Origin of the sequence: Marmoricola endophyticus, from assembly GCF_014644415.1 — a bacterium.
GTDB lineage: Bacteria > Actinomycetota > Actinomycetes > Propionibacteriales > Nocardioidaceae > Marmoricola > Marmoricola endophyticus.
Genome location: NZ_BMKQ01000002.1, coordinates 20,147 through 42,144, shown reverse-complemented (window position 1 = coordinate 42,144; position 21,998 = coordinate 20,147). Strand labels below are relative to the sequence as shown.

General features: G+C 71.8%; 16 protein-coding genes. 5 read left to right on the top strand and 11 right to left on the bottom strand.

Translation table 11 applies throughout. From position 1 onward, the window contains the following. The first annotated feature begins 12 nt into the window (after nucleotides 1–12). Genes IEX42_RS16750 through IEX42_RS16740 form a run of 3 tightly spaced genes read left to right on the top strand, consistent with a single transcriptional unit; the run spans nucleotide 13 to nucleotide 6,109 of the window. Nucleotides 13–1,329: a hypothetical protein gene (locus IEX42_RS16750; RefSeq protein WP_188781238.1), complete on the top strand. Its 1,317-nt coding sequence runs from the start codon at nucleotides 13–15 to the stop codon at nucleotides 1,327–1,329. Between the two features lie 45 nt (nucleotides 1,330–1,374). Then, the gene (locus IEX42_RS16745) at nucleotides 1,375–5,643 is read left to right on the top strand and encodes a type VII secretion EssC family protein (protein ID WP_188781237.1); all 4,269 of its coding nucleotides are present in this window, start codon (nucleotides 1,375–1,377) and stop codon (nucleotides 5,641–5,643) included. A 1-nt stretch (nucleotide 5,644) separates the two neighbouring features. After that, nucleotides 5,645–6,109: a hypothetical protein gene (locus IEX42_RS16740; RefSeq protein WP_188781236.1), complete on the top strand. Its 465-nt coding sequence runs from the start codon at nucleotides 5,645–5,647 to the stop codon at nucleotides 6,107–6,109. 14 nt (nucleotides 6,110–6,123) lie between these two features. Here IEX42_RS16740 and IEX42_RS16735 read toward each other — a convergent pair whose 3' ends face one another. Beyond that, on the bottom strand, nucleotides 6,124–6,486 hold the full coding sequence (locus IEX42_RS16735) for a hypothetical protein (RefSeq protein WP_188781235.1): 363 nt from the start codon (nucleotides 6,484–6,486) through the stop codon (nucleotides 6,124–6,126). A 173-nt stretch (nucleotides 6,487–6,659) separates the two neighbouring features. On the opposite strand from IEX42_RS16735, the gene IEX42_RS16730 reads away from it, so the two are divergent. Beyond that, complete coding sequence (locus IEX42_RS16730; RefSeq protein ID WP_188781234.1) at nucleotides 6,660–7,646, top strand: class I SAM-dependent methyltransferase; 987 nt, start codon at nucleotides 6,660–6,662, stop codon at nucleotides 7,644–7,646. A gap of 87 nt (nucleotides 7,647–7,733) precedes the next feature. Here the strand turns inward: IEX42_RS16730 and IEX42_RS16725 are convergent, their stop codons facing one another. The 9 genes from IEX42_RS16725 to IEX42_RS16685 form a co-directional block, all read right to left on the bottom strand. Further along, nucleotides 7,734–8,315 (bottom strand): LppA family lipoprotein, encoded by a 582-nt coding sequence (locus tag IEX42_RS16725; RefSeq protein WP_188781233.1) that lies wholly within the window; start codon nucleotides 8,313–8,315, stop codon nucleotides 7,734–7,736. Between the two features lie 10 nt (nucleotides 8,316–8,325). Next, the gene (locus tag IEX42_RS16720; protein ID WP_188781232.1) at nucleotides 8,326–10,281 is read right to left on the bottom strand and encodes an alpha/beta hydrolase; all 1,956 of its coding nucleotides are present in this window, start codon (nucleotides 10,279–10,281) and stop codon (nucleotides 8,326–8,328) included. Continuing rightward, complete coding sequence (locus IEX42_RS16715; protein ID WP_188781231.1) at nucleotides 10,281–10,556, bottom strand: hypothetical protein; 276 nt, start codon at nucleotides 10,554–10,556, stop codon at nucleotides 10,281–10,283. Before IEX42_RS16715 ends, IEX42_RS16720 begins: the two co-directional genes overlap by 1 nt. Nucleotides 10,557–10,738: 182 nt before the next feature. Next, nucleotides 10,739–11,617 (bottom strand): hypothetical protein, encoded by an 879-nt coding sequence (locus IEX42_RS16710; RefSeq protein ID WP_188781230.1) that lies wholly within the window; start codon nucleotides 11,615–11,617, stop codon nucleotides 10,739–10,741. A 49-nt stretch (nucleotides 11,618–11,666) separates the two neighbouring features. Then, a complete protein-coding gene (locus tag IEX42_RS16705; protein ID WP_188781229.1) occupies nucleotides 11,667–17,036 on the bottom strand; it encodes a DUF6531 domain-containing protein in 5,370 nt (1,789 codons plus the stop codon). A gap of 132 nt (nucleotides 17,037–17,168) precedes the next feature. Continuing rightward, nucleotides 17,169–17,450 (bottom strand): pyrophosphorylase, encoded by a 282-nt coding sequence (locus tag IEX42_RS16700; protein ID WP_188779502.1) that lies wholly within the window; start codon nucleotides 17,448–17,450, stop codon nucleotides 17,169–17,171. A gap of 131 nt (nucleotides 17,451–17,581) precedes the next feature. Beyond that, the gene (locus IEX42_RS16695; protein ID WP_188781228.1) at nucleotides 17,582–18,142 is read right to left on the bottom strand and encodes an HAD family acid phosphatase; all 561 of its coding nucleotides are present in this window, start codon (nucleotides 18,140–18,142) and stop codon (nucleotides 17,582–17,584) included. A gap of 39 nt (nucleotides 18,143–18,181) precedes the next feature. Beyond that, complete coding sequence (ligD, locus tag IEX42_RS16690) at nucleotides 18,182–19,087, bottom strand: non-homologous end-joining DNA ligase (RefSeq protein WP_188781227.1); 906 nt, start codon at nucleotides 19,085–19,087, stop codon at nucleotides 18,182–18,184. Beyond that, nucleotides 19,084–20,016 carry an ATP-dependent DNA ligase gene (locus IEX42_RS16685; protein WP_229661006.1) on the bottom strand — a complete coding sequence of 311 codons (933 nt, stop codon included), beginning with the start codon at nucleotides 20,014–20,016 and terminating at the stop codon, nucleotides 19,084–19,086. The genes ligD and IEX42_RS16685 overlap by 4 nt, the downstream gene beginning before the upstream one ends. Before the next feature lie 65 nt (nucleotides 20,017–20,081). On the opposite strand from IEX42_RS16685, the gene ku reads away from it, so the two are divergent. Next, the gene (ku, locus tag IEX42_RS16680) at nucleotides 20,082–21,050 is read left to right on the top strand and encodes a non-homologous end joining protein Ku (protein ID WP_188781226.1); all 969 of its coding nucleotides are present in this window, start codon (nucleotides 20,082–20,084) and stop codon (nucleotides 21,048–21,050) included. 10 nt (nucleotides 21,051–21,060) lie between these two features. Here ku and IEX42_RS16675 read toward each other — a convergent pair whose 3' ends face one another. Further along, nucleotides 21,061–21,963, bottom strand: coding sequence for an SDR family NAD(P)-dependent oxidoreductase (locus IEX42_RS16675; RefSeq protein WP_229661005.1), 903 nt, complete (start codon nucleotides 21,961–21,963; stop codon nucleotides 21,061–21,063). Nucleotides 21,964–21,998: the final 35 nt, after the last annotated feature.

Here is a 21,998-nt window from a genome sequence, read left to right as displayed (position 1 = left end):
AGGAGCGTGCTGGTGCGACGGACGACGGCTGCGCTCGCGCTCGCCGTCGGAGTCACCGGCCTCGCCGCGTGCGGGAACGACGACGCCGACGAGGCGCGGGCCACGCCCGCACCCGTCGCGCTGCGGCCCGGCGGGACGGTCTCGGCCGTCACGATCGGTGTGGTGGTCAGCCTGACCTCGCAGCCCGGCGAGGGCCAGGAGTGGGCCAGCGCCGCCGAGGGTGCCCAGGTGGCGGCCTACCGCTACCGGCAGGGCGGCATCGCGGTGAAGCTCGTCGCGGTCAACGACGCGGGGACCGAGGAGGGCGGCGAGCGGGCCGTCGCCTCGCTCGTACGCCAGAAGGTGTCCGGCATCGTGCTCGCCACGTCCGGTGACCACGTGGGTGCCGAGGTGGCTGCGGCCACCGACGCCGACACCCCGGTGGTGCTCCCCTACTCCGAGGACACCGACCTCCCCGACGGCGCCTGGCAGACCGGCCCGTCACAGGACCAGTCCGACCGGGTCGTCTCGGCCGCCGTCGAGGCCACCGGTGCCGCCCGACCCGTCGTCGTCGACGCCGGCGGTGGCGCACTCGCCGGACTGCCCGATGCCCGGACCGTGAAGTACCAGGCCGGTGGCGACGCGGCCGCCCTCGCCGCCCGCCTGTTCCCGACCCGTAAGGTCACCGACGGCTCCGGCCAGAACGCCAAGCAGCGCGCGGCGGCCGACGCCGCCCAGGAGCGGCTGATCGCGCGGGCGCCCGACGCGGTCGTCGTCTCCGGGCCGGCGCGGCTCCAGGCCGCCGTGGTGGCGGCGGTGCAGGGGCAGGGCACGGACGCCCCCGTCTACCTCACCCCGGACGCGCTGAGCCCCGACTTCGCCACCACGCTGGACGAGGCGGGCGGCTCCACCAGCAGCGAGCTGCAGACGGCAGGGACGCCCGACGCCGACACCGCGGCGATGACCAGCGGACGCGACGGGTCGAGCGCCTCGGCGTACTTCTCGGCGCTGCGGAGCCTGAGCCAGAGCTCCGCGAAGGACCTCTTCGACAGCCAGCCGTTCGGGGACGTCGCGTACGCCGCCGACGCGGCGAGCCACGACGCCGTCGTCACCCTGGTCACGGCGGCCGCCAAGGCGTCCAGCACCGCACCGGGCAACGTCGCCAAGGCGATGTCCGGGCTCCAGGTCGACCGTGCGGACGGCATCGCCGGACCGGCGTTGAACCTGCGTAGCCAGCAGGCGGTCCCGTCGGGGTCGGTCGTGCTGCTGAAGTCGACCGCCCAGGACCCCGGCCTGCGGCCCGCGGGCGAGAAGACTCGGCTTTTCTGGTTCGCCTCGGACCAACGCTGACAGACTGGTCACCCGGACCACCGGACGGATCGAGGGGAGCACATCGTGCGGTTCGTGATCGACGCCGAGGGGACCCGCCACGAGCTGGACGTCTCCCAGGTCGCCGAGGGGGCCAGCGTGGCCGACCTCGTGCAGCTCGCCGTGGGCACACCGCCCCCGGCCGAGGAGACCTGGTGGGTCGGCGAGGAGAAGCACCCGGCGGGGACCCCGCTCTCCGACCTCACCCTCCTCGAGGGCACGCGATTCGCCCGCGAGCGTGAGGACCGGGTCGAGCCGATCCGCGGGTGGGCGGTCACCCTGTCCGGGGGCCTGCACGCGGGACGGACCGTCGACGTCCCGACCGGACGCCCCCTGGTGCTCGGGCGGTCCCCGCAGGCCGACATCTGCGTGGACTCCCCCTCGATGTCCTGGACCCACGTCAGCATCGTCCGCGAGGGCAAGTCCGTACGCGTCAGTGACGCCGGGTCGACCAACGGCACGTTCGTCGACGGCGCGAAGATCGACGCGACCGGCGTCGAGGTCACCGACGAGGCGGTCGTCGTCGCCGGAGGCGCGGCGTTCACCGTGCGCTCCGACGCCAAGGAGAGCCTGGCCCCGTCGCCGGGGTCGCTGCACAACCTCACCCAGTCCGGCACGGCGCCGTTCAACCGCCCGCCGCGACCGGGCAGGGTCCACGACCCGGACAAGATCGAGCCGCCCACGCGCAAGGACCCCACCGCGGCCAACAAGTTCAGCATCGCCGCTGTCGTGGCACCGCTCGGTCTGGCCGCGATGATGGTCATGGTGTCCGGTCCGCGCTTCGCGCTGATCGCACTGATGAGCCCGGTGATCGCGGTCGGGACGTACTTCGAGGGCAAGCGCCGCTTCAAGAAGGAGACGGCCCAGGAGAAGGTCCGCTTCGAGAAGGCCCTGGACACCCTCGAGTCCGACATCGGCGAGGCCGCGGCGATCGAGCGCACCCGGCGGCGCGAGGAGTGCCCGGACCCTGCGACCACGATCCGCCGCGCTGCCCTCCCCACCACCCAGCTGTGGCAGCGGCGCACCGGCGCGGCGGACTTCCTCAAGCTGCACGTCGGCATCGGCGACGTGCCGTGGAAGCCGCCGGTCGACACCGACCGCGCAGGCCGGCCGGACGACGCGGTCAAGGAGGTCGTCGCCGAGACCCGCGTCCCCGCGGCGCCGATCATCGCCGACCTGAGCGACGCCGGCGTCATCGGTGTCGTCGGCGACCGCGCGGGGGCCCTGGCGGTGGCCCGCAGCCTGCTCGCCCAGGCGGCCGTCCACGCCGGACCCGCCGACCTGACCGTCGGCGTGTTCTGCGACCGCGGCCGTGAGGAGGAGTGGTCGTGGACCACCTGGCTGCCGCACGTGCGTCGCCTCGGTGACGGGTCCGGCGGGCAGTGGACGTCCACCGACCGCCAGCGCAGCGAGTCGCTGCTGCGCAGCCTGCGCGACAACCTGGAGGGTCACCCCACGCCGGGACTGATGCTGGTGCTGGACTCCGACGTGCTCACCGAGGGCCGCGACGCCCCCGCGCGCACGCTCCTCGGGCGCAACCGCGACCTCTCCCCCGCCAGCGACCCCGACGGCACCCGTACCCGCGTGTCCGGGATCGTGATCGCCGCCCACGAGGAGCAGCTGCCCGCGTCCTGCACCGTCGTGGTGACCGTGGACGCCGACGCGGAGGCCACCGTCGTCCAGCCGGGCGACTCCGCCACGGTCGAGCAGGTGGTGCTGGCCGGCCTCGACCTGGAGACCGCGCGCCGCTGCGCGATGGACCTCGCCCGCTTCGAGGACCCCGAGCTGGTGGTCCCCGGCGCCGCGCTGCCCGGCCTCGTACGCCTGCCCCCGCTGCTGGGCGTGCACGAGATCTCCGGTGAGGAGATCACCCGGTCCTGGGGCTCCGCCCGCGGGATCCGCGCACCGATCGGCGTCGGGGAGCAGGGTGCGCTCACCCTCGACCTCGTCCGCGACGGGCCGCACGGTCTCGTCGGTGGGACCACCGGGTCGGGCAAGAGCGAGTTCCTGCGCTCCTTCGTCGCCGGCCTGGCCGCGCTCAACGACCCGACCCGGCTGACGTTCATCCTCATCGACTTCAAGGGCGGCGCGGCGTTCGCCGCCTGCGAGCGGCTGCCGCACACCATCGGCACCGTCAGCAACCTCGACGAGCAGCTCGCCGACCGCGCCCTGCGGGCGCTCGAGGCGGAGATGCGCTACCGCCAGACGGTGTTCGCCAGCGCCGGCGAGGGCATCGACAACCTCGACGCCTACCTCGCCACCAAGCCCGCCGTACCGATGCCGCGCCTGCTGCTGGTGGTCGACGAGTTCGCCATGCTGGCCAAGGAGTACCCCGACGTCCTGCAGTCCCTGGTCTCCGTCGCCGCCGTCGGTCGAACCCTCGGCGTGCACATGATCCTGGCCACCCAGCGACCCGCCGGCGTCGTCAACGACGACATCCTGGCCAACACCAACCTGCGCGTCGCGCTGCGCGTGCAGAGCCGCGACGACTCCAGCAACGTCATCGGCGTGCCGGACGCGTCCGCCATCGGCCGCACCCAGATGGGCCGGGCGTACATCAAGCTCGGCCAGGACGACATCACCCCCGTGCAGACCGCGCTGGTCACCGGCCGGGCCGAGACCGAGTCGTCGCTGATGATCGACGCCCAGCCCGTTCTCTTCGGCCGCGAGCCGGAGCAGAAGCAGGCCGGCCCGGTGCGCGAGGACGCCGCGACCGACCTCGACCTGCTGATCGACGCGGTGGTCGAGGCCAACGACGCCGCGGGCTACGGGCCGCCGCGCCCGGTGTGGCCCGAGCCGCTCGGTGAGCGGGTCTCCCTCTCGGTGACCGAGCCGGAGGGTCAGGGCGACGTGGGCGCGATGGAGGACGGAACGCTGCAGTTCGCCGTGGCCGACGACCCCGACGGGCAGCGGCAGCTCCCGGCCGGCTGGGACATGGACCGCGGGAACATCATGTTCATCGGCATCCCCGGCAGCGGCACCTCGACGACGCTGTCCACGATCGCGCTGACGCTCGCGGCGACGTACTCCCCCGACGAGCTCGACATCCTCGTCCTCGACATGGGTACGCGCGACCTCGCGCCGCTGGCCGACCTGCCGCACACGGCGGCGTACGTCGGCTCCGGTGCGGCCAACCGCGAGCAGCAGATCCGGCTGCTGAAGTACCTGCGCGCCGAGGTCGACAAGCGCAAGGCCAACCCCGGCGGGCACCGGCGCACAGTGCTGCTGCTGGACGGGCTGGCGACGCTGAAGGACGAGTACGACGACTTCGAGGGCATGCAGCACCTGGAGGGGCTCTACCGCGCGTACGCCGACGGCCCGGACGTGGGGATGTGGACCGCCGTGGCCACCACGCGCGCCAAGGCGGTCCCGTCGGCGATCGACGAGGTCACCACGCAGAAGATGCTCTTCCGGCTGGCCGACAACTACGACTACGCCGCGGCCGGCGTCCCCAAGAAGCTCGCACCGCCCGCGATCGCGGGCCGCTGCGTGGTCGCCGAGACCAAGCTGCAGGCCCACGTCGCCACGCCGCCCGGGTCGCTGCGCGAGGCGGTGGCCCAGGTCGCGAGCGTGTGGGGACCGGTCGAACCCAAGCCGACCGTCGTGGGCCAGCTGCCCGACTTCGTCACCGTGCCGGACCTCAAGGCGCAGGCCAGCCTGGTCGGCGAGCCGTGGCGGATCCCGGTCGGCATCCGCGAGTCGGACCTGCAGCCGGCGTACTGCGAGGTCTACGAGAACGAGCACGTCCTCATCGCCGGTCCGGCCCGCTCGGGCAAGTCCACCGTGCTCCTCGCCGTCCGCGAGGCGCTCGAGGAGGGTGCTCGCGCCGACTCCGAGGAGCTCGCGGTCTGGGGGCTCGCCGGTCGCCGCTCACCCCTGCACGACGCCGGGCTGTCCCGCTGCGTCGGCGAGGACCAGGTGGCGGCGCTCGTCGCGGCCGCACGGGTGCAGCGCGGCCGGCTGGTCCTGCTGATCGACGACGCGGAGTCCTTCGCCGACTCCGACCAGTCGATCGCCGGGCTCGTCGCCGCCAACCTGCCGAACGTGAAGCTCGTCGTCGCCGGGCGCGCGGACGACCTGCGCACGACGTACGGCCACTGGACCAACGCGGTCCGCAAGTCGCGCTGCGGGATGCTGCTGGTGCCCAACGTCGACTACGACGGCGACCTGCTCGGCGTGAGCCTGCCGCGCAAGGCGCCCGCCGGGCCGGCGACCGCGCGTGGCTACCTCGCGCAGGGCGGGTCCGTGGAGTACACGCAGTTCATGGCGCCCAGCGGCTACACGAAGGGCGGCTGACATGCCCGACAGCCCCTCGTCCTCGAAGAGCGTTCCGACCGTCGCGGTGCTCGGCGTCGCGGTGCTCGTGCTGGTCATCGCCGGAGTCGTCACCTTCGGAGCCAGTGACAGCACTCTCGCGCCGGTGGCGCGGATCGTGTTCAGCGTCGGCCTCGCCGGACTCGCCCTCCTGGGCATCAACACCCTCGTCGCGGGGATGGCCACCCGCAGCTATGCCCGCTTCGGCGAGTCGATGACTGCTCTCGAGCAGGCTGCGTCGGCCCACGGCCCGGCAGCCGTCGCCGACGGCGCTCGCTCGGCACGCCAAGCACTCGACGCCGGCGACGTCGAAGCGGCCCGCAAGCGTGTCGAGCAGATCCCCACCGACGCCGCGGCGGGCCCCGTGGCACCCGCGCTCGCCGAGTGCCGACGCACGGGCAAGAAGGCCGGGCGGCTCTACCGGCGCCAGCAGCGCGTCGCGCGCTGAGCGGCGCGCAGGTCTCAGTCGAAGGAGTGCGCCGCGGCCGCCTCGGCCGTCGGGTAGAGCTCGCCCCACGCCATCGTGACCAGGTCGTCGGCGCGCAGCGGACTCTCCAGGTCGGTCCAGCCGTGACGCGGGGTCGCGATGTGGACGAAGAACGGCAGCGCCTCGATCGCGTCGATCTCCCGGCCCTCGACCCGCGAAGCCAGCACCACCGTCGACACGTCGTGGGCGAAGCCGAAGCTCTGCCCCACGACGGGAGGGTCGATGTGGGCCAGCAGCGCCGACTTGCCGGTGTCGAACACGAGGTGCTTGCGAACCCTGCACGTCCGCACCGGCGCGAACAGGGAGCTGTCGAGCGAGCTCAGGTAGTACGTCGCCATTGTCCCGGTCGTTCCTCCTCCACGCCGCGGCGTGCGGCACCTCCCCCTGACTCGGCGCAGGCGTGCACGCCCATGCCTCTGCATCTTCCACCAGCAGCGCGTCGCACCCTGAACGTGGGAGTCATCTCGCGTACGGTGCGTCGAGCCAGGCCACCGCACGACCGAGGATGCCGATGCCCGACCAGACGCTGCTCGCCCCGCCTCTCCCGCCGGAGAAGTTCCGCTTCCTGACCGAGGGACTCGAGCGGGTCCAGGGCTACCTGATCGGATCGACCGCGCTCTACCTCTCGACGCTCGAGTACGTCCAGCGCGGCGAGGTCGAGGGCCGCGTCGCCGAGATCGGCGTGCACCGCGGCAAGTCGTTCATCGCGATGACTGTCGGCCTCCCCGAGGACCAGACCGCGCTCGCCATCGACATCTTCGACGCCCAGCACCTCAACATGGAGGCCACCTCGGTCGACGCGCTGCGCGACTTCAAGGCCTCGCTGGAGTCGTGGGGGCTCACCGACCGGGTGGAGATCCACGAGGGATCCAGCCTGGACCTCGAGGACCAGGGCTTCTGCGAGGAAGGGCGGCGGTTCCGGCTGTTCAGCGTGGACGGCGGGCACCTGCACTACCACGTCGCCAACGACCTGAGGCTGGCCGAGAAGACCCTCGCAGAGGGTGGGGTCGTGGCCGCCGACGACTTCGTCAACCAGCACTACCTCGGCGTGATCACGGGGATCTTCGAGTACCTCGACGGCGGCGGCACGCTCGTGCCCTACGCACTCATCCCGAACAAGCTGCTGCTCACCGACGCGGCGAGCGTCGAGCGCAACCGCGCCCAGCTGCGTGAGCTGTTCGGCGAGGGGCTGACAAAGGCCGAGGTGCCGTTCCGCGACGTGACGATCGACGTGTACGGCGACCCGCGCTGGGTCGTCCAGGACCTCGACGGCAACACTGCTGAGCTGCAGCGCAACCCCAACACCGTTCCCGAGCTGCAGCGGCTCGTGTCGCAGCTTCGCCGCGAGCGTAACCGGGTCGGCGCACAGCGCACCCGGCTGCGTCGACGGGTCAGCGAGCTCGAAGCCGCGCTGCACCCGACGGGCCGGGCCGACGTACTGCCCAAGGCGCTGCGTGCCCCTGCTCGCGCGGTCTACCGGGCCCTGCGACGCCGCTGAGAGGCCCTCAGCAGTTCGACGCCGGCTCGGGCCCGACCGTCCTCTCGAGGACAGAGCGCAGCCGGCGTACCCCCGTCATCGCGGCGTTCACTGCCCGCTGCGAGCCGCCGCTTGTGCCTCGGCGCTCATGAAACAGCCCGAGTCCGCCAGGTCGATGCTGGTGCTGCGCTGACCGGAGATGGTCACGACGTTGCCGTACTCACCGTAGAAGGACGCCTCGTGCAGACCGGGCTTGTTGACGGTGACGTGAACGCGGTCGTAGCCCTCGCGCTCGAGGACCGCGGCGGTCGTCTTGATGGCCTGATCCCAGTCCTCGTCCGGTATCGCTCCCCCGCCCCCGGTGAACAAGCCGAACACCTGGGCGCCGTCGACATCACCGAACGGGTCCCGGCACAGGCTTCCACCGGTCTTGATCGGTGGGGTGTCGTCCCAGTCGGCGTCGGGCGCGAGCTTCTTCAATGCGTCCCGAACGCGGACCAGCTGACCTTGGTACATCGTGGCGGCCTGCTCGCTGCTGGGCCGCGCGAGGAGCTGCTCGGTGGGGCTCACATCGTCGCCTTTCGCGCTGGAGTCGTCGGACGAGCCGGAGCCGTTGCTGCACCCCGACGCCGCCAGCGCCAGCGCCGCGAGAGCAGCAGCACAAGCGGCGCGGAGGCGTTCGGCCGACATGGCAGAGAGGTTAGTCGCCAAGGGCCTCGAATCCCTTGTTCAAGGCGTACAGACCCGGCCCGACGTAGGGGATCCCCACGGTGAGTGGGTTGTCGAGGCGGTCGCGCAGGCGCAGATCGTCGAGCGTGTCGGTGTCGTTGCCGTAGATCAGATCTTCCTGCTGGTCGACGAGCAGCTTGGCCTGGTTGTAGCCCGAGGTCGTGTGATCGGCAGCGTAGGCAGCGAAGGGATGCTTGGTGACACCGGCGAGCGGCAAGCCGGTCGTGGGGTCGGTGGCCGCGCGGGTCTCGAGATGTTTGACGCCGGGCATCTCGCTGGGGTCGATGCCGAACTGGCGGGCATCGGCGACTTGGTCGTTGTCGCCCTCGGAGTAGAAGACCTGACCATGCGGGACGACGAGGTCGTCGGCGGAGTCCGCGGCCATCCCGGGCGATTCGGAGAAGTAGGCGGTGTCGATACCGGTGCCGTGGTGCCGGGCCGCGTATCCCTGGACCGTGGTGCCGTAGGAGTGCGCCATAGCGAGGACGTGCGGATCGTCGTGGACGCCGTGCGTACGTGATTGGTGGAGGCCGCGGTAGAAGTCAGCCAGCGCTGCACCGCCTTCCTTCGCCGTGTGGGAGGACGCCACGGAGTTCGTGCTCAGCATCGAGTCGGAACTGAGCTGGGGCGCCTGGTAGTCGAGCCACGTCACCGTCGCCACCTGCCGCTGCGCTTGCAGGTACGCCTGCGCTTTCCCTCCCGCGGCGTGGATCTGCGCGGCCGACATCGCGTCCACGAGGTTGCGTGCACCACGGTCGCGAAGCGAGCGCATGTCGTCGTCGTTGTCCTGCATCCCTTGCACCGTGGAGGTCAGGCCCGGGGTGAAGACCGAGGTGTACCTGGCGGAGTCGAGGTCGCCCTGAGCGATGATCGCCTGAGCACGCTCGTGGCTGAGGTCCAGACCCACAACGTGATGGTCTGGCTGCTCGGCCAGTCTTGCGACCTCCTTGAGCGACTTCAGCTTGTCCTCGATCAGCCGCATCTGTTGCTCTCGATCTGCTGATCCGACGTCGCGGGTGGGACCGTCGGGCCTCAGCGCTCGCAGCGCGGCGAGCTGCTGCTCGAGCTGGTGGCGGTAGACCCCGATCTGGGAGCGGTTGGCGAGGTCGCGGGCCCAGTAGGCGACGCCGTCGAGGTTGCCCAGCTCAGGGTTGGTGCGGATGGCGGCCATCTGCTGCAGCGGCGTGAGGGTGCTCCACCACTGCGCAGCGGCCGACGGCGCCATCGACGTGGCGCCGTACACGTTGAGCCCGTCGAGCAGCGTGCCGAGGCCGCTGTCGGGGTCGGTCCAGGACTCCAGCGCTGCCCACGCCTGAGCCTCTGACAGCGCATCGACGCCGGCGAAGTCGTCGAGGCCGGTGCTCGCGTCGACCGCGGCGGCGATCTGGTTCAACGAGAGGCCGCTGCCTCCGGGGACGGCCCGGTCGGTCAGCGCGTCGATGCTGCTGGCCGCTGCACGGGCCTGCTGCTCGTAGCGAGTCTTGGCCTTCTCGGCCTGGCCGGCGTAGTTCCAGTAGGCGATGTCGGCCCAGTTGAGAGTGGCGCCGCGGGCGGTCTCGAAGGTGGGTGAGTCGGGATCCAAACGGGATACGTCATGACGTGCCTCGGCCTCGGCGTGCTCGGCCATGCGCTTGCACTTCTCGACCTCCTCGATGGTGGTCTGCAGGTTCACCGCGAGCACGGTGAGGGTCTCGGCCACGGATCCGAGGCTCGTCGCGGCGTCGGCGGCCTGCGCCGTGACCCCGTCGGCTCCGGCGCGGAAGCGCAGCGAGTGGCCGCCCTTCCACTCCCCTGTGTCGAGCGCGGTCTGCGCCTGGGTGCGGATGGTCGTGGCCTGCTGATCGAAGTGGGCGGCGATGCTGCGGAAGTTGCCGGCTGCCGCGCGCAGCAGCCCGGGATCGCCGTCGGGCGGGACGAACTCAGCCATCAGGCGCCGCCGGCCTGGTCGAGGTCCTTGGCGGTGGAGTCGGCCAGGCGACCGATCGCCTCGACCTGGGTGGCGAGGTCGTGAGCCAGGCGCGACCACGCCAGCCCACAGCGGTTCAGCGACGCGGTGGCGGTGGCATCACCGGTCGCGCCAGCGGCGCTCGACCCCGCCGACTGCAGCGGCCCGCTGGTGCCGGCGACCGCGGTCGCCGAACGGCCGAGCGCCGTCCCACCCGCGCTGATCAGATCGGTGTGGCCACCCACGTAGTCCGTCACGACAACTCCCGAGAAGAAGGGCCGAATCGCGAGGATCATACCCTTTCGTCAGAGGGTGAGAACGTCCAAACACGGGGGCGCCCAAACAGGACGCCGCGACCGTGGTCGACCTGCGCCGCAGGTCGCGCAGCTGCGCAGGCAGCACGACCGCCCGCTGAGTCCCCTCGTGGTCGGACCGGGACTCAGTCGGTGCTCCGCAGCCAGGCGGGCCGCAGGTCCTGCGCCCTCCCCCACGCGGAGTGGGGCTCCCACCGCACGGACGAGTCGCGCGTGCCGTCGACCAGCCACGTCCTCATGACCCGTTCGGCGGTCTCCCTGTCGGTGGTGCGGCGGCGCTGCACCCCGAGCACCGCACCGGCCACGACGACGCCCAAGGCGTCCTCGGAGCCGGGGACGCCGTCCGGCCCGACCACCTGGCACCAGTGCGCCCGGTCGTCGCTCTGCTGGACGACCAGCACGCCCGAGGCGTTCCCGGCGACGTCTAGCCGACCCGTACCCCGGTAGACCGACACCACGCTCCGCTCCCGGCCGTCCAGCGCCCGAACAGCGTCCAGCACGACCTCGACCGTGGGATCGACCATCTCGTACTGATGATCGACGTCGGCCCACCAGGCCAGGACGCCGACGTCCTTCCCGCCACGGGGGTCCCTGCCGGCGGGAGGCGCCCCTTCGGCGCCGGCGAGACGTCGCTGCCAGCGCCACCGCCGCTCGAGCACCGCCCCCAGGGTCAGACCGGCGGCGAGAGCACTCAGCGCCGTGAAGAGGAGGAACACGTTGGCTGCACCCCCCACCCCCAGCGCGAAGAACACCGCCAGCGCAGCGACGACCGAGAGCACCGTGCGCACCCGGGTCCAGGGCAGCGCCGCCGTCGCCACAGGCACCACCAGTGCCACGAGTGCCACGACGAGCACGCGCACCGCGTCCGCACCCTCCAGCACAGCCACAACGGCGACCACGACGAGCACGGCGGAGAACAGTGCCGCCGCGGAGCCGGACCTGCCTGCGGTCACGCGCCTGCGGTCGGCCGGGTAGCGGGTCACGCCGGGGGGAAGGTCGCTCACGTGCAGACCTTCTCACGGGTCCAGCGCCGGTACGGGACCCGTGAGCAGATCAGCTCGCCCCGAACGCGGCGTTCGCGATCGCGCCTACCGGTGCGCTGAGCAGACCGGCTCCGTGGTGGTAGTTGACGAGGTTGGGCCGCGGTTCCGGCCCGTGCACGCCGGGCGGGAGCGTGTGGACACCGGGCTCGGGCATCTGCGACTGAGCGCCCTTGATAGCCGCGGAACCGGCACTCGACGCACCGCCCACCTTCACGGCGTGACCCACGTCGACGTGTCCCGTGCTGATGCTCTGGTTGACGATGTCGCCGGTCGACCCGCTGACGCCGTCACCGGCCACACCCACGGCGTGGGAGGTCATCGAGCGAAGCGTGCTCGGGTTGGCCACTCCGTCGGTGACCCGGTCAGCGAGCTTCCCGGCGCCGGTGCCGAGGACACCGGTCGCGGCGCCGCTGCCCGTCGCTCCGAGGAAGCCGCGAACGGACTTGTCACCATCGCCAAGAAGGTAGCTGGTGCCGTTGCCGACGGCTCCGATGCCGACGTTGAGCCCGCCCTCACGGACCAGCGCCTGCGTGCCGCTCACGCCCATCCGTGCCACAAGCACACCGCTCCCGGCGGTCGCCATCCCCATCACCCCGGAGACAGCCACCTGCTTCCAGTTCACGTGGCCGGTGGTCGTCTGCTGCACCACGGCGTCCACGCCTGCGGACATGAGGCCCATCCCGATGACCTGGCCGCCCGGAATCATCATCACCAGACCGCCGGCCGCCGCCAGGGCGAGACCCTTCCAGTTCTGCTTGGCCCAGCCGGTGATGCCGTTGTTGGAGTTGTAGGCCCGCAGCTCCTCGTCGGTGACCGGGTGCAGCCCGAGCGGGTCGGTGGCGTGCACGGGATCGTTGCCCGCGAAGGCGTACGGGTTGCCCGCCCAGCCCGCGCCGGCCAGCGGGTCCATGGGGTCCACGGACAAGAAGGCCGCCGTGGAGGGGTCGTAGACACGGTTGCCCATCCACTCGGTCCCCTCGACGAGCAGGGCCCCGGTCGGGCTGAGCGAGACACCGCGCGCAGGCGGCCTCGCCGCACCCCACGGGTCGCCGGTCGTCTCGCGCACCTCGCGCCAGCCCCGCGCGGTCCACCCGCCGTCGGTTCCGAGGACACCGGTGAACCCGGGTGCCCCGAGCACCTGCTCGGCACCGACGGACAGGACCGGCTTCCAGGGGTCGGCCGAGTCGACGAACACCTCACCGGACGAGCCGGAGTCGCCGCCCACGCGGGCGAGCTCGCCCAGCACGTCGACCACGAGGTCAGTACGCCGGGCGTCGCCGAGTCGGTCGGTGACCGTGATCGCCGAGAGCCAGCCGTCGGTCCAGCTGAAGTCGCGCGACGAGCCGTCCTCCCGCTCCTCTCGCGTCCGTCGCCCGCACTCGTCGTAGCGGTAGGTGACGACGTCGTCGCCCGCGCTGACCCGGGTGAGCCTGCCCGACTCGTCGTAGTCGAGCCGGCGGGTCGCACCGGAGCCGAGCTGCTCCACCAGCCGACCGGCTGCGTCGTAGCGCCACCGGACCACGTCCTCGCCGTCGGCCGTCCGCGTCGCGGCGGCGACCAGCTGGCAGGCCTCGTCATAAGCGTAGGCCGTGACCCGGTGCTCGTCGCCCACCGACACCAGTCGGCCCTCGTCGTCGTAGTCGATCCTCGTGCAGGATCCGTCGACGGTGTGTCCAGTGACGAAGCCGTCGGTCCAGGACCAGCGCTCCGTACGACCGTCGGCCGACGCCGCGACCATCCGGCCGTCCGGGTCCCGCTCCACCGTGACCGTGCCGAGGATCGGGTGGCTGACGCCCAGCAGACGCCCCGCGGCGTCGCGGGCGTAGCCGGCACGCGACCCGTCGGGCAGCGTCATCGACGAGCGGTGCCCGTCGTCGGTGTACTCCCACGAGGGACCAGCGCCGTCACGGGTCCGCGAGACCAGGCGGCCCGCGGCGTCGTAGGTCAGCTCGTGCACCACGATCTGACCGTCGAGTGCACCGCGCTCGGTGATCCGCACTCGTCGACCGGACGGGTCCCGATCGACCGAGGCACGCTGCGCCCCGTCGACCCAGGTCGACGCCAGCAGCCCGTCGGCACCGAAGCGCCACTCCGTGCGGGACCCGGCCGCGTCGGTCTGTGCGACCTGCCGGCCGGCGGCGTCGTACTCGGCCGTCGTACGCCTGCCCGCTGGGTCGATCTCGGCGACGAGGTGGTCGGTCGCGTCGTACTCCCGCCGCACCACCGAGCCGTCCGGCCGGGTGATCGTGGTGCAGCGCCCGTTCGCGTCGAAGGAGTACTGCGTCGTCCCCCCGTTGCCGTCCGTGGCCGCGACCATCTGACCCGCCGCGTCGTACCGGAACCGACGTCGCCCCGAGGTGGGGTCGCGGCGTTCGACGAGGCGACCTGCTGCGTCGTAGGCGCAGGTGGTCGTGCCGACACCCGGGATCCTTTCGGCGACCACGCGTCCGCACACGTCGTAGCGAGTCGTCGCCGTGTCCCCCGACGGCAGGTGCGTCTCCACGACCCGACCGTCGTCGTCGCGGACCAGCCTGACCGTGCCCCCGGTCTCGTCGGTGACGGTCTCGAGCTGACCGGCGTCGTCGTAGCCGAACCCGACCTCCGCGCCGGACGGCCGGATCAGCGTGAGCACCCTCCCTGCGGCGTCGCGCACCAGGCGCGTCAGACCTCCCGACGGGTCCACGGTTTCGATCGGCCGACCGCACAGGTCGTAGCGCACCAGCTGGGTCGCGCCGTCCTCGGAGGTCTCTGAGACCATCCGTCCGAGTCTGTCGAGGTCCAGGCGGACGCTGCGCCGCCCCTCCAGGAGCTCCAGGCGCCGCCCACCCTCACCGGCCGAGACCCTGACCTGACGCCGCACACCGGTCGGGTCGACCGAGGCCGTCAGGTCACCGGTGACGTCGTACTCCTTGCGGGTCAGTCCCCCGTCGGGATCCTGGACGGTCGTGAGCCTGCCCAGCGCGTCGTGCCCGAACTCCCACCGCAGGCCGTCGGGGAGGTCCAGCGCCATCAGGTTGCCGAGGTCGTCGTACAGGCTGCGTACGGCACGGCCGAGCGGGTCGATCTGCACCGACTGCTCGCCCGCATCGTCGTGCTCGGTCTCGGTGCGGCCCCCCAGCGGGTCGACGACCGCATGCCGACGACCCGCGGCGGTGTGCTCGAACCGCCAGGTCGCGCCGTCGGGATCCGTACGGCTCTCCAGCAGCCCGGCGTCGTCGTAGGAGTACGTCGTCCGTGCTCCACCGGGTGTGACGGCGGCCGTCACACGACCGGCCGCGTCCCGCTCGACGCAGGCGCTGCGCTCGAGCGCATCCGTCATCGAGGCAACCTCGCCGTGGGCGTCGTAGGCGAACCTCACGACGGCTCCGGCAGGGTCGGTGAGGGACTGCAGCAGCCCGTTCGCCCACTCCATGCGGGTGACGCCGCCCTCGGGGTCGGTGATGGCGGACGGGTTCCGCTGCTCGCCGGTGTAGTCGATGCCGGTTCTCGCACCTGCGCCCTGTCCGGCGCCGTCCACCACCTCGACGGCGACCAGGCGGTCCGCCTCGTCGTAGTCGTAGGTCACGTCCGCACCGTCGGGGACGACCTCGCGGACCATCCGGCCACGGTCGTCGTACTCACGGACCGTGACCGTGCCGTCCCGTTCGGTGACCATCACGGCGTTGCCGTAGGCGTCGTAGGCGGTGGACTGGCGCTGATCGTGGGCGTCGATCACACCGACGAGGCGGCCCTTGTCGTCGGCGATCCAGGTGTTGGCCCGCTCGCCGTCCTCGTCGGAGACGACGGTGATCCGGTCGGGAAGGTACGCGAAGCGGGTCGTACGGCCGAACGGTGAGCGTTGGTGGGTGACCCTGCCGTGCTCGTCGTAGGAGTTGTCCACCTCGACGACGCCGTCGGCGTCGGTCACCGTCGCGACGAAGCCCGGACCGGTTTCGGGCGCGGTCCACGCGTAGTGGCGGGTGCCCAGGGGTCCGGCGGCCGCGATCAGGCGGTCTGAACGGTCGTAGGCGTACGACACCGTTCGGCCGTCGGAGGCGTGCACCGCGACGATCCGGTCCACGTCCCACTCGACCCTGATGCTGCGCCCGCGCTCGTGCGCAAGACCGACGAGACGGTCACCCTCCCACTCCAGACGCACGGCGGTGCCCTCACCGCGCGAGACCTCGACCAGTCGACCACCGTTGGTGTGGACCCACCGACCGCCAGCGTTGTCGCTGACGACCAGCGACCCGCTCTCCGCAGATCCCACGCGGTCGAGCCACAGCGACTCCCCGCTCGCACGATCCCACCCCTGGCCCAGCCTCGGGAACGAGACCTGTCGACCGTCGGGTGTCGTGAACGCCGCCGCCTCGTCGGTGAAGGTGAGGCCGGACTCGCACCACGACGACCAGCCGTGCCCGAAGGGGCCGTCGTGGTCGTGCACCGAGTTGTAGGAGCGCCGCCACCACAGCTCGGAGGCGGCCTCGGAGAACTCCAGGTCGGACTCGGTCTCGACGAAGTTGCCGGTCGCGGTGTTCACCGGGTCGTTGGCGTAGCCCGTGGTCGGCGGGTGCCCGATCGCGGTCGGCATCGTGATCGCGATGTCCTGACGCGTCGCACTCACTCCGGCTGCCTGCAGCGCCGCGTGGATCGCGGAGTTCGGCAGCGTCATCGCGCCCGACCCCCCTGCGGCCTCGAACGCCGTCGCGACCGTACGAGCCCATCGCACGTCGTTGGCGTTCTGGGACAGCCACTGCCCGAACGCGGTGAAGACGCCGCTGGCGTCCAGATGGCCCCAGTCGGTCCCGGACTGGAAGGTCGACTGCGTCGAGGTCAGCACGCCGGGGCGCCCGGCGAAGACCTCGTTCAGCGTCGCCGACCCGTTGGCGAAGGACCGCAGGTCCTCCGGCCGGGCCGACGAGGTGCCACCGCCGCCGCCGGCACCCGACAACGGCTGACGGTGCTTCGTCGGCGGCGCTGAGGGCTTCTTGTTGATCGGGGTCGTCGGCTCCGGGATCGGGCAGTCGTCGCCACCAGAGAGGAAGTCGCCCACCTTGTCCAAGGTGCCGCGGTCGTCGTGCTTCTTCTTCCACGCCCGCGCATCCGCACGCCGCTTGTTCTCCTCGTGCGCCTCCTTGACCAGCTCCCTCACATCGGAGGAGACGGTGCGGAGCGCTGCGGCGACCTCGGTGCTGTCGGCTTTGGCGACGTTCGCGTTCTGGGTGAACAGCTCGGAGTAGTGACCCTCGAAGTCCGTCATCGCCGTCGTCACGTACGACGCCCGCGACGCCGCCTGCCCGTCGATCTGCGACGCCGAGTGATCGCACAGACGAATCAACGACGCTGCCGAGTCGAAGTCGAACTTCACATCGTCCTCGATGCCCTTCATCGGGTCACCCATGACCACTCCTCACTCGCCCACCCAGCGGCAGGCCACATTCCCGAAGGCACCGCGCCCCCACTCCGCCCCCTCGCACCGCACGACACGGTCCGAGGAGACAGAGAAGCCACACGGAGCAGCTCCCGGAAAGTCTCAGGAACCGCCGCCGGCGGACATGATGTTCTGCGAGATCTGGTCCAGCTGGGTACGCAGCTCCTCCAGCTCCTGCTTCGCCTTGTCCAGCGCCGAACGGGTCTCCGGCCACGTCGAGGACCGGAACTTCTCCGCCAGCGGCCCGTCCCACACGTTCGGGTCCGACAGCGTCTTGCCCTGCGCGTCCATCTGCGTGATCTGGTCGGTGAACCCACCGGTGATCAGCGTCCGCAGCTGCTGGATGGCCGTCTTGGCCTCCGGGGTCGAGAGAACACGAGTCATGGCGCTACCTCCTGGGTCCCCGAATGGGCCGGGGCGATGTCGATTGATTCCTTGGTCATCATGCCCCCTGACGGTCGACGTCAAACCCTTACTCGCAACATTTCCGAAGCGCCTCCGGACGAGGCGAGGGATCAGCCGAGGCGGTCCCCGTACGACGGCAGCTGCCAGCGTCGCTCCCAGTGCCCACCGGCGAAGTCGGTGCTCCGGTTGCCGATCATCTCGGTCACGGTCCAGCCCGCCTCCTCGAGGTGGTGGCGGCAGCGGACCTTGCCGTGCACCAGCGGCTCACGAGGGGCGCGGCCGCAGACGGTCCCGACGGGGAACCCGGTGCGCTTGAGCGAGGCGGTGACCCCGGCGACGTCCGACTGGTAGCGACCGGTGGCGAAGAAGACCGTCATCCCCAGCGCACGGGCGTGCTTCGCCAGGTTCAGGGTGCCCGGCACGGCCTGGCCGGGTGCGTAGTACGTCTGCAGCGAGGTGTTGTCGATGTCCATCACCACCGCGAGGTACTCCCCCGGCTTGCGCGCGGCGGCGCGGTCGTTCAGCCAGCCCCAGGAGCCGACCAGCGACTGGTCGACCTGCTGGAGCCAGACCGCCCGCGAGGGCAGCGGGGCCGCAGCGGCACCGGCCGGGCTCGGGGCCAGAGCGAGAACGAGCAGGAGGGCCAGGGCGAGGATCCGGAGGCGGCGCACGGCAGCACGTTCCCACAGATCCGGACAAAACGCTGCGGTTCAGGAGGTGAACAGGTCGCCTCTCCCGGCGACCCGGTCGAGCACCTCGGCGTACGTCAGCTGCTCGAGCGCGAGGGGGTCCTCGGCACCCGCCTCGATCTCGTCCCACGAGCGCGGCGCGGCGACGTACGGCGTCTCCCGGCCGCGCAGCGAGTACGGCGTGATCGTCGTCTTGGAGGCGGCGTTCTGCGACCAGTCGAGGAAGACCTTGCCCGACCGCTTGGCCTTGGTCATCTGCGAGAGCAGGAGGCCGCGGTGGGCCTTCTCCAGCTCCTCGGCGACACCGTGGACGTAGTCGCGCACCTCGTCGGCGCTCTGCGTGCCGGGGAGGTCGGCGTAGAGGTGGATGCCCTTGCTGCCGCTGGTCACCGCGCGGGTGTCGAGGTCGTCGGCCGCCAGCCGCTCGCGCACCAGCAGGGCCGCCTCGGCGCACTCCGCCAGCCCGGCCCCCTCTCCCGGGTCGAGGTCGATCACCAGCCGGTCCGGGCGCTTCGGCTGCCCGTTGCGCCCGACCCGCCACTGGTGCACGTGCAGCTCCAGCGCGGCGAGGTTGGCGAGGTACGTCAGGGAGGCCAGCCCGTCGATGACGGGGAACTCCAGGTGGTCCCCGTGGCGCGACCCCCCACGGGAGCCGGTGGTCGGGACCTTCGCGATCCGCAGCCAGGACGGTGCGCCGGCCGGGGCGTTCTTCTCGAAGAAGCGGTGCTGCTCGGTGCCGTTCGGCCACCGGATCCGGGTCACCGCCCGGTCGGCGACCAGCGGCAGCAGCACCGGCGCGACCTGCGCGTAGTAGTGCAGCACCTCGCCCTTGGTGGTTCCCGTGCGCGGGTAGAGCACCTTGTCGAGGTTGGACAGCCTCAGCGTCCGGCCGTCGACCTCGACCCGGGTCTCCTCCTCCGCGCTCACAGGTCCTCCGGCCCCAGGTCGCGCACGCCGCGGTACGACGGCTGCCGCAGCCGCCCCGCGTCGCTGAGCATCAGGTGCTCGACGTCGACGACCACCCTCGGCTCGACCCAGTGCGTGCCGCGCGCGTCCAGGCGGGGCACCTCGTCGACGAACGGGCTCTCGTCGCTGGCCGAGAGCCGCTCCAGCAAGGCCCTCCCGGCCTTGCCCGCGAGCCCGGACCCGACCTTCCCGCGGTAGACCAGTCCGTCCGGCGTGGGCTCCCCGACCAGGACGGCGCCGAGGCGCTGCGGGCTGTCGGTCTCGCCGCGCCAGCCGCCCACCACGAACGACGCGGTCGGCCGGATCGGGAACTTCAGCCAGTCCCGGCTGCGGGTGGCCCAGCGGTAGCGCGCGTCCCGCTTCTTGCTCACGATCCCCTCCAGCCCCTGCTCGCGCGCGGCGGCGTGCAGCGCCGGCCCGTCGTCGTACGTCGCAGGGACCTGCCAGGAGACGTCGTCGAGGCCGAGTCCCTCGAGCACGGCGCGACGCTCGTGCCACGGCGCGCCGGCGAGATCCGCACCGTCGGCGCGGAGCACGTCGAAGACCAGCAACGTCACCGGGTCGGTCTGCGCCAGCCGCTCGGCCCGGCGCGGGTCGGTGAGGTGGATCCGGTCGGCGAGCCCGGCCAGCGTCGGCCGACCCCGGCCGAGGCGGACGATCTCGCCGTCCACGAGCAGGTCGTCGTACGACGTCGCCAGCGCGGCCACCTCGGGGAACGCCACGCTGACGTCGCGCTCGGTGCGCGTCCAGACCCCACCTGCGCCGGCTCGGCAGTCCACGAGCGCGCGCACGCCGTCCCACTTGACCTCGTGAACCCAGCCGTCGCTCTCGGGCACCCGGTCGCCCTTCGTGGCCAGCATCGGGCGGCCCGGGGAGGAGGTGCGGGGCATGGCCCGACCCTAGACACCTGCGCCGACCACTGGCGCACGATCGCCACACGCGGAACACTGGTCACGTGAGAGCGATCTGGAAGGGTGCCGTCTCCTTCGGGCTGGTCAGCGTGCCCGTGAAGCTGTACGCCGCCACGCAGTCGCAGGACATCTCCTTCCGGCAGGTCCACGCCAGCGACGGCGGCCGGATCAAGTACCAGCGGATCTGCTCGCTCGACGGCGAGGAGGTGCCGTACTCCGACATCGCCAAGGGGTACGAGACCGAGGACGGCGAGATGGTCATCCTCGACGACGACGACATGGCCGACCTCCCGGTCACCGCCAGCCGCGAGATCGCGGTGGAGAAGTTCGTGCCCTCCGAGCAGATCGACCCGATGCTGTTCGAGAAGTCCTACTACCTCGAGCCGGAGAAGACCGGGGCCAAGCCTTACGCCCTGCTGCGCCAGGCCCTCGAGGACTCCGACCGGATGGCGCTGGTGACGATCGCGATCCGCAACCGGACCTCGCTCGCGGTGCTGCGGGTGCGCGAGGACGTGATCGTGCTGCAGACGATGATGTGGCCCGACGAGATCCGCACCCCGGACTTCGGCTCCGTGGACACCTCCGACGCCAAGGCGAGCGAGGTGAAGATGGCCTCCATGCTGGTCGAGACGCTGGCCGGGGACTTCGACGCCGACGAGTACGAGGACGACTACCGCACGGCGGTCGAGGCGCTGGTCAAGGCCAAGATCGAGGGCGGCGAGGTGGAGCGCACGCCGGAGTCGACCAAGTCCTCCGGCGAGGTCGTCGACCTCCTCGCCGCGCTGCAGCGCTCGGTGGACGCGGCGAAGGCCTCGCGCGGGGAGAAGACCAGCGACGACGACGCTGCCGCGACCCCGGCGAAGAAGAGCACGACCAAGAAGACGGCGGCCAAGAAGGCGTCGCCGAAGAAGAGCACGACCGCGAAGTCGGCGGGCACGAAGGGCTCGACCACGAAGAAGTCCTCGTCGAAGAAGACCACCGCCAAGAAGCAGCCGACGCGCAAGGCCAGCTAGCCGGGCCGGGTCAGCTGCCCGTCTCGCCGACCTCGCGCCTCGGCGGCAGCCCACGCGCGGCCCGCGAGTCGGGGAACGCGGCGTTCGCCGCCCACATCACGGCGTCGGAGAGCCGCGGCGCGACCAGGTTGGCCACCTCGGCGAGCGACCCGGCGAGGGTGTCCACGGTCAGCGGCCGGTCCTCGAGCGCGCGCACGACCTTGGCCGCCGCCTGGTCCGGCGTCAGCGCGGGGGTGCGGCGGTACGCCTCGGTCGCGACGACCATGTCGGTGCGCACCAGCGAGATCCGGACGCTGGAGAAGGTGACGTTGTCCCCGAACGCCTCGCGCCCGGCGATCCGGCTGAACACGTCGAGCGCGGTCTTGGAGGCGATGTACGCCGAGAACTTCGGCGCCTTGATCTGCACGCCCCAGGTCAGCACGTTCACCACGTGACCGAACCGCTGCTCGCGCATCTGCGGCATCAGCGCCAGGATCAGGCGCACCGGTCCGAAGTAGTTGACCGCCATCGTCCGCTCCACGTCGTGGAAGCGGTCGTACGACAGCTCCAGCGAGCGCCGGATCGAGCGGCCGGCGTTGTTGACCAGGTAGTCGACGCGCCCGTGCTCGTCCAGCACCCGGGCGACGAGCCCGTCGATCGCCGCGGTGTCGGTGAGGTCGCAGACGTACGACGACGCGTCACCGCCGGCGGCGCGGATCTCGTCGGCGACGGCGGTCAGCCGGTCCTCGCGACGTGCGACCAGCAGCACCGTCGCTCCCCGCGCCGCGACCTGCCGGGCGGTGGCCGCACCGATCCCCGACGACGCCCCGGTCACCAGCACGACCCGGTCGCGCAGCGGGCTCGGCAGCGGCAGCACCGCGCCGACGGCACGTCGTACGACGGCGGTGGGGGTCAGCAGCAGGGTCCCGAGCACCCCGGCAGAGTATCGGCCGGTGGCCGCCCGCGAGA

Excerpts from the sequence above, each read along its gene's own strand:
- IEX42_RS16740 (WP_188781236.1), top strand. The coding sequence starts at position 5,645 with ATGCCCGACAGCCCCTCGTCCTCGAAGAGCGTTCCGACCGTCGCGGTG.
- IEX42_RS16735 (WP_188781235.1), bottom strand. The coding sequence starts at position 6,486 with ATGGCGACGTACTACCTGAGCTCGCTCGACAGCTCCCTGTTCGCGCCG.
- IEX42_RS16730 (WP_188781234.1), top strand. The coding sequence starts at position 6,660 with ATGCCCGACCAGACGCTGCTCGCCCCGCCTCTCCCGCCGGAGAAGTTC.
- IEX42_RS16725 (WP_188781233.1), bottom strand. The coding sequence starts at position 8,315 with ATGTCGGCCGAACGCCTCCGCGCCGCTTGTGCTGCTGCTCTCGCGGCG.
- IEX42_RS16720 (WP_188781232.1), bottom strand. The coding sequence starts at position 10,281 with ATGGCTGAGTTCGTCCCGCCCGACGGCGATCCCGGGCTGCTGCGCGCG.
- IEX42_RS16705 (WP_188781229.1), bottom strand. The coding sequence starts at position 17,036 with ATGGGTGACCCGATGAAGGGCATCGAGGACGATGTGAAGTTCGACTTC.
- IEX42_RS16700 (WP_188779502.1), bottom strand. The coding sequence starts at position 17,450 with ATGACTCGTGTTCTCTCGACCCCGGAGGCCAAGACGGCCATCCAGCAG.
- IEX42_RS16685 (WP_229661006.1), bottom strand. The coding sequence starts at position 20,016 with ATGCCCCGCACCTCCTCCCCGGGCCGCCCGATGCTGGCCACGAAGGGC.